This window comes from Bilifractor sp. HCP3S3_D3 (genome assembly GCF_052063915.1).
Lineage (GTDB): Bacteria > Bacillota > Clostridia > Lachnospirales > Lachnospiraceae > Bilifractor.
Window position 1 is genome coordinate 111,310 of record NZ_JBQHWP010000005.1, and the last position, 12,653, is coordinate 123,962.

Genomic DNA, 12,653 nt, shown 5'->3' on the forward strand with positions numbered 1-12,653 from the left:
TCTGCCCGACATTTAAAAAATCATGTCTGCCCTTGAATTTATAAATTAATATGTTACAATTATGTTACATATAATATTTTTGGTTATTTGTTCAGGGTGATGGGCATGAATCTGTACGAAGCAATATTTGTAAGAAAATCCGTTCATAAATATATATTTGAGCCGCTGCAGGAGGGCCTGCTCAATGAAATCCGTTCTCACTATGCGGAATTGCCCAATCTGCTTGGAGATTTTGAGACAGATATCCTGATCTGTGAAAACATCAGAAAATCCTTTCATATCCGTCAGCTTCACCGGGTAAAGGCGCCTTACTATATGCTCTTTTATTCGAGGGATACGGCACGATGCCAGATGAATATGGGATACCTCATGGAACAGATGAATCTGTATCTGTGCTGTAAAGGACTGGGTGCATGCTTCGTCGGAAGTACAGCGGTTCCGGGCAGTCTGCAGCAAAAAGGCAACATGAAACTAATCGGAATTCTTGCCTTTGGAAAAAGCAAGGAATCTCCGGTCAGAAGCAGGGGGGATGCAAAAAGGCTGCCTCTGGACGAGCTGTGCGTGTTCAAGGAAGTCCCCCGCTCGTGGATGAAGCAGCTCCTTGAAGCGGCGAGATATGCTCCCTCCTCGATGAATATTCAGCCCTGGAGATTTGTGGTTTTCGACGACAGGATCCACGTTTTTACGAAGAAACACAAGGCGGACAATCTGGAGAAGTACCGGTGGGAGGAGGTAAACTTCGGAATCATGTTCGCCAATATTATGATTACCGCAGAAGAACTCTGGCTGGATGTAGATCTGATCCGACTGGAGAACATCACACAGAAGAGCTTTCCGAACAATCAATATGTTCTGAGTGCCATCATGAGATCCTGAAGAAAAAATAAAATACCTGAAGATAAAAAATAAAATTATCTATTGACAAATGGATACAGTTATTGTATCCTCAATATCGTCAGTTTTGAAGAAACGAGCTGATATTTAAATAAGTAAGTGCGCGAGTGGCTCAGGGGTGGAGTACAACCTTGCCAAGGTTGGGGTCGCGGGTTCGAATCCCGTCTCGCGCTGCTCAAAAGCTCCGGATGCCTTTCATACAGGTCTTCGGAGCTCTTTTACTGTATAAGTCCAGTCGCAATGTTCTTGGCCCACGGGGAGCTTGCTCACCAGTGGGCAAGAACATTAGCGACGACAACAGGTATGAGCGTGAAGCGGTGTGAAACACGGCGAACGCGCGAAATCGTCTATGCGCTTCTTCTTTTTTATGCTATTATAAAAAAGAATAGCGGCACAGCATGTGCTGTCTATCAGCAATGCGCACCAGGCACTTCCGCGTCGATTCTATTCAAGAAAGATTATCGTGCGGTATATCGTATGAATGTTGCTTCATAATTCAGATATCGAGAGGAGAGAATTCTATGTACGACGTTACAGCGATGGGTGAATTACTGATTGATTTTACGCCTTGCGGCACCAGTGAGGCGGGTAGGACACTGTTTGAGCAGAATCCGGGAGGAGCTCCGGCTAACGTTCTGGTTGCGGCTTCCAGGCTTGGCATGAAAACCGCCTTTATCGGAAAAGTCGGAGATGATATGCACGGACGTCTCCTCAAGAAGACGCTGGACGAGAATCATGTCAATACAGAGGGACTGAGAATTGACCCTGATTATTTCACAACGCTTGCGTTTGTGACGCTTCATGACGGTGACCGTGAATTTTCGTTTGCCAGAAAGCCCGGAGCTGACACCATGATCCGCTCGGACGAGGTCAATATGGACATTATCAACCAGACACGGATCTTCCATTTCGGGTCCCTGTCACTCACCAATGAACCTGCAAGGAGCGCGACAATTTTTGCCGTAGAGCAGGCAAAGAAGGCAGGAGCGATCATATCCTATGATCCGAATTACCGTGCGCCGCTGTGGAAGAGCGAGGAAGAAGCCAAGGCTCAGATGCGTTCCGTGGTGAAGTATGTGGATATTATGAAGCTGTCTGATGAGGAGACAAAGCTTCTGACGGATATCGAGGATCCGTATGATGCTGCCGGAGCACTTCTGGATGAAGGAGTGAAGTGCGTCGTGGTAACTCTCGGTAAGGACGGAGCGATGCTCCGCACGAAGAATTTTGTGGTAAAGGCACCTTCTCAGACCAGAAAGGTTGTCGATACGACAGGCGCGGGAGATTCCTTCTGGGGAGGCCTTCTCTCAAGATTTGCCGAGTTCAAGATCAGACCGGAGGATCTCGATCAGGAGCAGGCGGCAGAGTTCATAAGATTTGCGAACATTGTAGCCGGTCTCTGCGTGGAAAAGCGCGGCGCGATTCCCGCAATGCCCGAAAAGAAAGATGTTTTGCAGATCTTTAACCTGAAGCTGGATAAATTCTAATGCGGCTGCCTTTTCATCTGATGCAGACAATTACATTTCATTTTCAGAAGACTGCGTGTGCGAATGAGTAGAAAAACCGAACATAAGAAAACAGACAGAAGGGAAAGGATGGAGCGGAAACGCCGGCTGATTGCCGGCGTGATCGCCATCATTCTGGCACTTCTGATGATTGTCACACTTGTTCTCCCGGCGATGGCTGCGGAGAATACAGACAATACAGGGGAGACGGGAGCGGACACCTTAAATGCGGTGGCCGTTTCTTCGTCTTCGGCTGAAAATCTGCAGGGAACAGAGGCGGTGACAGCTTCCTCCTCGGGAACAGCAATCCGGTCCGTTTCTTCCGGAAATGACAATTCCGGAAATGGCAATCAGAAGAAATACGGAATCTATATCGACAACATCAATGTGACAAATATGACGCGAAGTCAGATGGAAAAGGCTGTCGAGACAAGGCTGAAGGAGCTCTCGGATGATGTCATTGTTCTGCACGCAGGAGACAATCAGGTGCGGACAACGGCCGGAGCGCTCGGGCTTACATATACGAATAAAGATGTCGTCGATGAGGCATTGTCGATCGGTAAAAAGGGCAACATCTTCAAACGTTTTCTGGCGGAGAGGCAGCTTGAAAAGGACGGACCGATTGTTCTCGACCTGGATTTTGCGGTGTCCCGGTCTAATGTCAGCACGGTGCTCGCGAAAAATGCCAATGCACTGAACTGCAGCCCGCAGTCAAACGGCGTTGTCTTAAACGATGACAACACCTTTACGCTCACACCCGGGAAGGCCGGAGTAGCACTGAACAATAAGGCATCGGTTCAGAAAATCATGGACTATTTTGCCAGCGACTGGCACGGCGGTGAGGGCGGCATTACACTGGAGTACAGCACAACCGAATATGCGGACAAGTCCGCAGAGCTTTCGAAGATTACAGATCTTCTGGGAAGCGCTACGACCGGTTTTCAGACCGGGGATACGAACCATGATACCAATGTGAGGCTTGCTGCGGAGCATATCAACGGAACGGTATTGTATCCGGGCGAAGAGTTTTCCGCGGAGAAGGTCATCGGCCCTACCACAAAGGAATATGGATTCCTGCCGGGTGACACCTATGAAAACGGCAAAGTTGTAGAGTCTTATGGAGGAGGAGTGTGTCAGACAACGACGACGCTCTACGACGCGGTTCTGGCAGCTGAGCTCAAGGTGACGGAACGGCATAACCACTCCTATCTGGTATCATATGTCGAACCAGGATTGGATGCGTCGATTTCCGAGGGACTGATGGACTTCCGCTTTGAGAATAATACATCCGCGCCGATCTATATCCAGGCGGTGACAAAAAACGGCTATCTGACCTTCAATATTTACGGTCAGGAGACGAGAGATGCTGACCGGACGATATCTTTCGAGAGCAGGACGATCAGCACGACGGATGTGGAGACGGAATACGAGACCGACAGCTCCGAACCGTACGGAAGCATTACGGTATCCGGAGGTATACAGGGCGTCGAGGCCGAGCTCTACAAGGAAATCTACATCAACGGGCAGCTTGATTCGGAAGAACTGGTAAATCGCAGCAGCTATTCGATGATGCCGTTCACCTATACAATCGGTACAGAAAACGCTGACAGTGAGACGCTGCAGGCTATTCAGGCAGCCATCGCGACAGGTGATCTGGCAACGATACAGTCAGCGGTCGGCAATGGTTCGATTGTTGAGAGTGATGTGATCGAGAATTGAACAATGTACCTTCATTCCTACAGTATCCGGTGCAGTGCCAGAGGCCGGACTGTGGAAGTGTCAGAAATGGCCGGTCAGACTGCTTACAGGAATCGAAAGCATCGGGTACAGAAATTTTGAGGCGATAATATGAGAGTTGGAAAAATTTCAGAAGCGGTACTCAACCGGTCTGTTCTCAAGGAGATCCGCAACAGCGGATCTGATCTGACAGCCGGACCGTATGAGGGAGGAGACGCCGCCATCCTGAGAACGGGTGAGAGTACAGTGATCTCGTCGTCGGTTTCTCTTGATCTTGATGCGGATCCGGTGATCCGGACAATCCTTGCGATTCATGCGGCGATAAACAATCTCGCCGCTGCGGGAGCGGCGGGCCGTGCGGTGATTCTGAACCTCATTCTCACAGAAGATACCGGGGAAGCTGTCCTGAAGAAAATCCTGCGGGCGGCGGAACAGACGGCTGAAAATCTTGGCGTAAGTATCGCCGGCGGTCATACAACGGTCAGCCGGTCCGTGAGAAGCGAGATCATTGCCGTGACGGGGATCGGTGTGCCTTCGGACAGGGAGAGCTGCTCTGTGGCTCAGTGCGCATCGTCCGCTAGGAGTGACAGCGTTGCCGCACATACAAAAGCGGATTGGTCTGCTGCGAAGGAGAGATGTTCGGAGAAATCCTGTAATGAGAAGCACAGCTTCGACATCGTTATGACAAAATCGGCAGGAATCGCGGCCGCCATGCTGCTTGCTTCAGAACGGGAGAAGATACTTTCCGGAAGATTTACCGGAGATATCATCGAGACCGCGAAAAAATTCAGAGAGGATCTCTCTGTCGTCCCGGAGGCTGAAATTGCAGGGGCAGACTGCGAGACGGTACGGATGCATGATATATCGGAGGGAGGAGTGTTCGGCGCACTCTGGGAGCTTGCGGAAGCAGAGGGCACAGGACTGGAGATCAATCTGCGGGAGATACCGATCCGGCAGGAAAGTGTGGAAATCTGTGAGTTTTTTAATCTGAATCCATACCAGATTTATTCGGAAGGTTCTCTTCTGGTTCTTACCGGTAGGGGAGACGCATTGACGGAAGAACTTGTAAATGCCGGAATTCCCGCAAAAGTCATCGGAAGAACCACATCGGGAAGAGACAGAATCCTGCACAACCAGGGAGAAATCCGTTATCTGGACAAGCCGCAGCAGGATGAGATATACAAATTGTGGCGAGGGAAAGACTGCTGATCAAAGATAATCAGAGATAATCAGAAAAAACGGAGAAACCTATGGCACATTTCAATATTGTACTTCATGAACCGGAGATTCCATCGAACACCGGAAACATCGGCCGCACCTGTGCCGCCACGGGGGCAAGCCTTCACCTGATAGAGCCGCTTGGGTTCCACTTGTCGGAGAAATCTGTGAAAAGGGCGGGAATGGATTACTGGAGCAGTCTGGATGTCACCAGATACCTTGATTATGAGGACTTCATCGGACAGCATCCCGGCGCAAAAATCTACTACGCTTCCACGAAGGGACCGCGCTGCTATACAGACGTATCCTTTGAAGACGAGTGCTACATAATGTTCGGGAAGGAAAGCGCCGGCATCCCGGAGGAGATCCTGTATCAGAATCAGGCAACGACAATCCGTATTCCGATGCTGGACACGATCCGTTCTCTGAATCTCGCGAACTCTGTGTCAATCGTTCTCTATGAGGCACTCCGACAGCATAACTTTGAGGGAATGCTGGAAGAAGGACAGCTGCGGAACTATACCTGGAGAGTCTGATGTGGCAGATCCGCCCGACTATATGCGGACCGAAGAAGCCGGTTGCATGCAGCAGATGCGAGAGTGGTGAAGCGGCGAGGCAGCGGGCTCGAGGCAGCGGGCTCGAGGCAGCGGGCTTTATTTTCAGATGCTTTGCTGACTATATTAACAGACACTTATGCCCCGCAAACGGGGCACCACAAACCGTATAATAGCGGTTTGCTGAGTGAACGGAAGACTGTCGCGGAATCCCGGGCAATTTTTCGGAAACCGGATCAGAATTCATCGTGCTGCTGTGACGCCTGCGCGATGGTCGATGTCTCCGTCAGATCTTCAGGAGCCGGCTTCAGTGAGAAAATAAATTCTGTCCCGACTCCCTCTGTGCTGATCACGGTAATCGTCTGTTTGTGTTGATTGATAATTTCCTTTACGATCGACAGACCGAGTCCGTTTCCCTTTCTCTCGCGTCCCCTTGACGCGTCGCTCTTGTAAAAACGATCCCATATCTTGTTCAGGGATGCTCTTGGTATGCCGGCGCCGTGGTCACGGACCGTGCAGAACACCTTGTCGTGCCGGATATCACTTTCCAGTTCGATGACAGAGCCGTCCCGGCTGAATTTTATCGCATTGTCAATCAGGTTGTAGAGAACCTGCTGGATTTTCTCCTGATCCGCCAGAACGGGAAGCCTTTCTCCGGTCAGTGTGATCTGGAAGGAAATCTGCCTTGGCGTGCAGATTCCCTCAAAAGAAGCAGCTGTATTTCGTATCACTTCATTGAGATCAAAAACGCTGATGTGAAGCAGATTTTTTTTCTGGTCCATGCTGTTCAGTGTCAGAATGCCGTTTGTAAGCTTTGTCAGGCGTTCGGTCTCACTCAGAACGATGCGCAGATAGCGCTCCTGCATCTCTGCGGGTATTGTGCCATCCAGGATCGCCTCGACGAATCCCTTGATCGAAGTAAGAGGAGAACGAAAATCGTGGGATACATTCGCAATGAACTGCTTCTCATATTCATCGCTTTTGCTGATTTCATCGGACATCACATTCAGAGATGCCGCGAGATGGCCCATTTCATCCTGTGATTTCACCCGGATATTGTACTTCATGTCACCTTCCGCAAATTTTTCCGTGCCGATGGTGATCTTCTTGAGCGGACGAAGTACGGAAAAATAGAGGAGCACAAGTACAGACAGAAAGGCACAGTAGATGACACCTGTCATAACATGCACTCTTGCGAGAATACCTTCCTTCAAGGCAACAATTTTCTTCATATCCATATGAACAGCGACATATCCGCGGATATTCAGATCAGAGGTAATCGGAATCATCACACTGAGATAATCGGTATCAAAATAGTGGAAGAAGGTTCCGATGCTGTAGTAGTTTGAGCCAAGCGCAACCGGATCAAATCCGTCCAGTGTCACGGGAACATAGGTATTCAGCGGTTCGCTTGTATTCATGTAGACCTTGCCCTTCGGGCTGATCAGCCAGATCTGACAACCCTGATAGAGCGAGAGCCTGGAGAGGCTGTCATAGAGAGTCTGCGTCTCGGTATCGGACGAGGGTTCGGAGATTTCATCTATTGCAGAACGGGAGTAAGTGAGAATCGAACGGTCCTCAGCAATATTGGACGCTTCCTCATACAGATTCAGGCTTTCTTCATTCAGCACCTTTTTCTGAATCATCGCCGAGCCCGCCGTGGAGAGGAAGATAAAGATCGCAAGGCCGATGACAAGATAGAGGAAGATGAATTTGTGGATGATTTTGTGACTGCGCATGATTCTTTTTCAATTCTCTCAATCTTTACTTCTTCAGCACTTCAAACTTGTATCCGATACCCCAGACGGTAGAGATCGTCCAGTTCGGATTTCCGTTGATCTTCTCCCGAAGCCTCTTGATATGGACGTCGACCGTCCTCGTATCACCGATGTATTCATAGCCCCAGATATTGTCGAGAAGCTGTTCTCTGGTGAATACCTGATTCGGTGAGGAGGCAAGAAAATACAGAAGCTCCAGTTCCTTCGGCGGCATCTCAATGTTTTCTCCGCGATACGTCACGGAGTAGTTGGTCAGGTTGATAATGAGATCCGGATATTCCACTGCCTTTGCCGGCTGCGCGACGGTTTCCGGTTCTTCCTTCGGGAGGACGGCAGTGTTCTGAAAACGACGGAGAACGGCCTTTACCCGCGCGACAAGCTCCTTGGAATCAAACGGTTTGATGATATAATCATCCGCCCCGAGCTCAAGGCCAAGAACCTTATCGAAAACCTCACCCTTCGCGGAGAGCATGATGATCGGTACCTTCGATTTGTGGCGAATCTCCCGGCAGACCTCATATCCGTCCATCCCGGGGAGCATCAGATCCAGAAGAATCAGGTCGGGACGGAATCTCGGAAAAGCCTTCAAGGCTGCCTCTCCATCATTTACAATTTTGCACTCAAAACATTCCTTTGTCAGATACAGGGAAATCAGTTCCGCTATATTATTATCATCATCAACGATGAGAATTTTCTGCTTTGCCGCCATGACCGGCCTCCTTCCGGATTCTTTATTTCTTGAAATTTACAATGGTAACACCGGCATCACCTTCTCCGTACTCGGCAAGGTGATAGCTTTCCACATGCTTTTGTCTGCGGAGGTAATCGTGAATGCCCTTTCTGAGCTTTCCGGTACCCTTCCCGTGGATAATCCTTACGCTGTTCAGATGAGCGATGTATGCGTCATCCAGGTACTTATCGAGCTCCGCGACCGCTTCATCAACCGTTTTTCCCAGAACATTGATTTCCGGGGAAACTGTCATGGCCTTCGACATTCTTACTTTTCCGGTGCTGGTGCGTGAAAGCTGCTTCGAAGTGATGACCGGCTCGTCCACGAGCTCAAGATCGCTGATATGAACCTTTGTGCGGATGATGCCGCAGCGGACGAAGAGGTATCCCTTGCTGTCCGGATGAGAACTGACCGTTCCGTTCAGGTTCAGACTGAGAACGTGAACAGAATCTCCCAGCTGCAGATCCGATGGCTTCAGCTCTTTCTTCGGACGTTCCGCGGGTTTCAGCGCAAGCTTGCTTTCCGTCTTGTTCATCTGCTTTCGGAGCGCATTTCGTTTCCGTTCCATCTCTCCGGAATTGATAGCGTTCTTGCCGAATCTGCGGAAATCCTTCATTGTCTGGTCGGCGTAGTCCTTCGCTTCCTGCAGAATACTGTGCGCGTCCTCGTTCGCCTTCCGGATGATTTTTTCCTTCTGCTGCTCAAGGTTCCGGATTCTGTTCTCGAGCTCTTTTTCCCTTTTGTCCAGCTGTTCCTTTTCGTACTGAATGGCGCGCCGGTCATTCTCCATCTGGATACGATTTTGTTCCAGAGAAGTGAGAACATCCTCAAAGGATTCATCCTGTTCACTGATCTGCTGCTTTGCACTGTCAATGATGTAGTCAGGAAGACCGAGCTTCCGGGAAATCGCAAAGGCGTTTGATTTACCCGGAACACCGATCAGGAGGCGATAGGTCGGCCGGAGTGTTTCCACATTGAACTCGCAGGAAGCATTCTCAACACCGGGTGTGCTGAGCGCAAAGATCTTCAGTTCGCTGTAATGCGTCGTCGCCATGGTTCGGATCCCCTTGCCGTGAAGATAGGAGAGGATCGCGATCGCAAGCGCCGCTCCCTCGGTCGGATCCGTTCCTGCACCGAGTTCGTCAAAGAGCACGAGCGAATTCCGGTCCGCCTTGTCCAGAAAGCTCACGATATTCGTCATGTGAGAACTGAAGGTCGACAGCGACTGCTCGATGCTCTGCTCGTCACCGATATCCGCATAGACCTCGGAAAAAACAGCAAGCTCGGAGTGGTCCAGGGCTGGTATGTGCAGGCCGGACTGTCCCATCAGGGTAAGCAGCCCCACTGTTTTCAGCGATACAGTCTTTCCTCCTGTGTTCGGACCAGTCACGATCAGAAGATCAAAGTCAGTACCGAGACGGATATCGATCGGAACGACGCGGTGCTTCTCGATCAAAGGATGTCTCGCCTTGCGAAGGGAAATCCTTCCCTCCGTGTTCAGAAGAGGCTGAGAGGCGTTCATTTCCAGAGAAAGTGCGCCTCTGGCAAAAATAAAGTCAAGCTCGGTCATGTTCTGCATGTCATACTCGAGATCCTCGATATGCCCGGCGGCCTCATTGCTCAGATTTGCCAGAATAACCTCAATTTCCTTCTTCTCCTTGATCTCAAGTTCACGAATATCATTGTTGAGCTTGACGACAGCCATCGGCTCTATGAAGAGCGTCGCGCCGGTGGATGACTGATCATGGACCATTCCCGGGACACTTCCGCGGTTCTCGGCTTTAACCGGGAGACAGTATCTCCCGTCACGCATCGTGATCACGGCGTCCTGGAGTGAGGTCCTGAGAGGACCGTTCATCATCTGATTCAGGGTGGAGTGGATTCTGTCACCGCAGACCTGAATCTGGCGGCGGATGTTTTTCAAGGCGGGGCTTGCGTCATCCGCAACCTCATCCTCGGAGAGAATGCATCTGCGGATCTCAGTGGAGAGCGGAGTCAGGGGTTCAAGGAGATCGAAAATCGCATCCAGAGAATCTCCTTCTGTCTCATTATTCTCATGTCGCCCGTAGGCCTTTACCCTGGCGGCATTTTCCAGAAGACCCGCTATATTTAAAAGCTCCGTCATCGAGAGCGCACTCCCGACCTCGAGACGCTTCAGAGAAGGACCGATATTTTTGGTATTTCCGAAGGAAATGCTTCCCTTGCGGAACAGACGGCTCACCGCATCCGTAGTTTCCTGCTGCAGCCGTTTGATTTCATTGATGTCCGGGGACGGCTCCAGCTCCATGCATTTCCTGCGTCCGGGTCCGCTCGTGGCGTGAGAAGCCAGCTTCGTTCGTATTTTATCGTATTCCAGTACTCGTAGTGCTCGTTCGTTCATCGATCTTGTATCCTTGTATCTTAATAAATCCTTATATATTTTGTCTGATGTATGCCATTATCTGAGACAGGCAAAGCCATACCATTACTTATCATACTCTAAAAATCAGATTTTCGAAACCGTCTGAGTCAAAAATACCGTCAGAAACCGCAGGACATTCATAAAATGTTCATATGTCTTTGCTATAGTTACATCGTTATATCGAGATTCCAATGGCCGCTGACCGCAGAGGAAGCTGACACCCGGGCAGCGGATAACCGTTTTTCTTATGAGCGCACGGCGGAAGAATGCCCGCGCCCTATGGAGAAATCTTATGAAGGACGATACATTCAAGACAAATCCGGAATCGGCCGAAGAAATGGAAAAATCCGATTCCGCTGAAATGCGCGGCCCGTCTTCTGCTGAGACTTCCGCAGAGAAAACCGATGCAGAAACGAAGAATACCTACCAGTTCATCAATCAGGTGATCCGCGAAAAACCCAGAAGCCATAAAGCACAGGTCATGCGTGTTCTCTCCGTGATCGGAATCGGAGTGGCAATCGGCGCAATTTCTGCTTTTGTACACGCTGGCATATACCCCGCGGCAAGACGAGCCTTCGGGGCAGACAAGGAGAAAATAACCATACCGGAGGATTCCGCCCCGGAAGCTCTGGCGTCTGTTTCCTCGTTATCCGGGAACACCGCGCTCTCATCCTCTTCAGCAGCCGCCACATCTGGATCTGCAGAAACACCGCAGTATCTCTCCCCGACAGATTCTGTCTCCACCTCGGCCGCGACAGTTTCTGTATCCGAAAATGAGTCTGCTTCAGAATCCGGTTCCGGACAGGCGGCTGCGGAAGATTCGTACGCAAACGGGACAGAGAGTGCGGCCGGATCAAATGGGATCACGCTGGAAGAATATCAGCAGCTCTATCAGGACATGCTGAAGACTGCGGATGAGGCAAAGCGATCTCTTGTAGAAGTCATCAGTGTCACCAGTCAGCTCGATTATTTCAATGAAGACTATCAGACACAGCAGCAGGTAGCCGGCATACTGATCGCCGAGACAGAGGACAACGATTACATCCTGACAGAGAGCAGTGCGGTAGAAGGCTCTGAGAATATCATGGTCAAATTCAGCGACAACTCAATGGTTCAGGCTGCACTCAGAAAGTCGGATTCCGATACGGGTCTGGCCGTACTGACAGTCGCTCCGTCTGACATAAGCGAGACCGCGAAAAGCGAGCTCGCGGTTGCTCCTCTCGGAAATTCCTATTCCGTTCACCAGGGCGATCCGGTACTTGCGCTCGGAAACCTGATGGGCTATAGTGATATCGTTGCAAACGGGATAGTAACCTCAGTCTCGAACAAGATATCTGCCGTGGATTCCGAATACAGCATCCTGACAACAGATATGGAAGGAAGCAGCACCACGAGCGGAATCCTTGTGAATATGAAAGGTGAAATCATCGGACTGATTCCACAGAACATCGGTGACGAAAGCACTACGATCACCGCCTATGCCATCTCCGGGATCAAGGCCCTGATTCAGAGACTGTCGAACAATGAGACGACCGCGTATCTGGGCATCAAAGGAAGAGAGGTAACCGAAAGTCTGTCGCAGACCACGGGGATCCCGGTCGGTCTTCTGGTTACTGAGGTAACACAGGATTCACCGGCGATGCTTGCGGGCTTCAAGGAATATGATGTCATCACAGATATATCCGGGAAAAAGATCCGGACAGTTCAGGATCTGGAGAACGTTTTGCTTAAGCTGAAGGCAGATAACGTCATTACAGTCACTGCCATGAGACAAGGGGCTGAAGGATACGCGCAGGTTACATTCAGCGTCACACTGGGAGAGAAATAACGGGAAGG

At 50.3% G+C, this 12,653-nt stretch carries 9 protein-coding genes and 1 tRNA gene; 7 read left to right on the plus strand and 3 right to left on the minus strand.

The genetic code is table 11. The annotated features are described in order from the left end of the window. The first annotated feature begins 105 nt into the window (after window positions 1-105). The 6 genes from ACTNDI_RS04490 to ACTNDI_RS04515 all read left to right on the plus strand — a co-directional run bounded on the left by ACTNDI_RS04490 (window position 106) and on the right by ACTNDI_RS04515 (window position 5,890). Window positions 106-876, plus strand: a complete 771-nt coding sequence (locus ACTNDI_RS04490) for a nitroreductase family protein (RefSeq protein ID WP_441099560.1) — start codon at window positions 106-108, stop codon at window positions 874-876. A gap of 119 nt (window positions 877-995) precedes the next feature. Then, window positions 996-1,067, plus strand: a tRNA-Gly gene (locus ACTNDI_RS04495). Between the two features lie 348 nt (window positions 1,068-1,415). Beyond that, window positions 1,416-2,381, plus strand: coding sequence for a PfkB family carbohydrate kinase (locus tag ACTNDI_RS04500; RefSeq protein ID WP_441099561.1), 966 nt, complete (start codon window positions 1,416-1,418; stop codon window positions 2,379-2,381). Between the two features lie 63 nt (window positions 2,382-2,444). Beyond that, the gene (locus tag ACTNDI_RS04505) at window positions 2,445-4,118 is read left to right on the plus strand and encodes a VanW family protein (RefSeq protein ID WP_441099562.1); all 1,674 of its coding nucleotides are present in this window, start codon (window positions 2,445-2,447) and stop codon (window positions 4,116-4,118) included. Window positions 4,119-4,247: 129 nt separating this feature from the next. Then, window positions 4,248-5,345 carry an AIR synthase-related protein gene (locus ACTNDI_RS04510; protein WP_441099563.1) on the plus strand — a complete coding sequence of 366 codons (1,098 nt, stop codon included), beginning with the start codon at window positions 4,248-4,250 and terminating at the stop codon, window positions 5,343-5,345. A gap of 41 nt (window positions 5,346-5,386) precedes the next feature. After that, window positions 5,387-5,890: a tRNA (cytidine(34)-2'-O)-methyltransferase gene (locus ACTNDI_RS04515; RefSeq protein ID WP_441099564.1), complete on the plus strand. Its 504-nt coding sequence runs from the start codon at window positions 5,387-5,389 to the stop codon at window positions 5,888-5,890. Between the two features lie 254 nt (window positions 5,891-6,144). Here the strand turns inward: ACTNDI_RS04515 and ACTNDI_RS04520 are convergent, their stop codons facing one another. From ACTNDI_RS04520 to ACTNDI_RS04530, 3 genes are read right to left on the minus strand one after another with little or no spacing between them, the layout of a single operon-like run. Beyond that, complete coding sequence (locus tag ACTNDI_RS04520; protein WP_441099565.1) at window positions 6,145-7,647, minus strand: sensor histidine kinase; 1,503 nt, start codon at window positions 7,645-7,647, stop codon at window positions 6,145-6,147. 25 nt (window positions 7,648-7,672) lie between these two features. Continuing rightward, window positions 7,673-8,395, minus strand: a complete 723-nt coding sequence (locus ACTNDI_RS04525; protein ID WP_441099566.1) for a response regulator — start codon at window positions 8,393-8,395, stop codon at window positions 7,673-7,675. A gap of 22 nt (window positions 8,396-8,417) precedes the next feature. Then, window positions 8,418-10,796 (minus strand): endonuclease MutS2, encoded by a 2,379-nt coding sequence (locus ACTNDI_RS04530; RefSeq protein ID WP_441099567.1) that lies wholly within the window; start codon window positions 10,794-10,796, stop codon window positions 8,418-8,420. A 313-nt stretch (window positions 10,797-11,109) separates the two neighbouring features. On the opposite strand from ACTNDI_RS04530, the gene ACTNDI_RS04535 reads away from it, so the two are divergent. Then, window positions 11,110-12,645: a S1C family serine protease gene (locus ACTNDI_RS04535; RefSeq protein ID WP_441099568.1), complete on the plus strand. Its 1,536-nt coding sequence runs from the start codon at window positions 11,110-11,112 to the stop codon at window positions 12,643-12,645. The last annotated feature ends 8 nt before the right edge of the window (window positions 12,646-12,653 follow it).

Excerpts from the sequence above, each read along its gene's own strand:
- ACTNDI_RS04500 (WP_441099561.1), top strand. The coding sequence starts at position 1,416 with ATGTACGACGTTACAGCGATGGGTGAATTACTGATTGATTTTACGCCT.
- ACTNDI_RS04510 (WP_441099563.1), top strand. The coding sequence starts at position 4,248 with ATGAGAGTTGGAAAAATTTCAGAAGCGGTACTCAACCGGTCTGTTCTC.
- ACTNDI_RS04535 (WP_441099568.1), top strand. The coding sequence starts at position 11,110 with ATGAAGGACGATACATTCAAGACAAATCCGGAATCGGCCGAAGAAATG.
- ACTNDI_RS04520 (WP_441099565.1), bottom strand. The coding sequence starts at position 7,647 with ATGCGCAGTCACAAAATCATCCACAAATTCATCTTCCTCTATCTTGTC.
- ACTNDI_RS04505 (WP_441099562.1), top strand. The coding sequence starts at position 2,445 with ATGAGTAGAAAAACCGAACATAAGAAAACAGACAGAAGGGAAAGGATG.
- ACTNDI_RS04525 (WP_441099566.1), bottom strand. The coding sequence starts at position 8,395 with ATGGCGGCAAAGCAGAAAATTCTCATCGTTGATGATGATAATAATATA.
- ACTNDI_RS04515 (WP_441099564.1), top strand. The coding sequence starts at position 5,387 with ATGGCACATTTCAATATTGTACTTCATGAACCGGAGATTCCATCGAAC.
- ACTNDI_RS04530 (WP_441099567.1), bottom strand. The coding sequence starts at position 10,796 with ATGAACGAACGAGCACTACGAGTACTGGAATACGATAAAATACGAACG.
- ACTNDI_RS04490 (WP_441099560.1), top strand. The coding sequence starts at position 106 with ATGAATCTGTACGAAGCAATATTTGTAAGAAAATCCGTTCATAAATAT.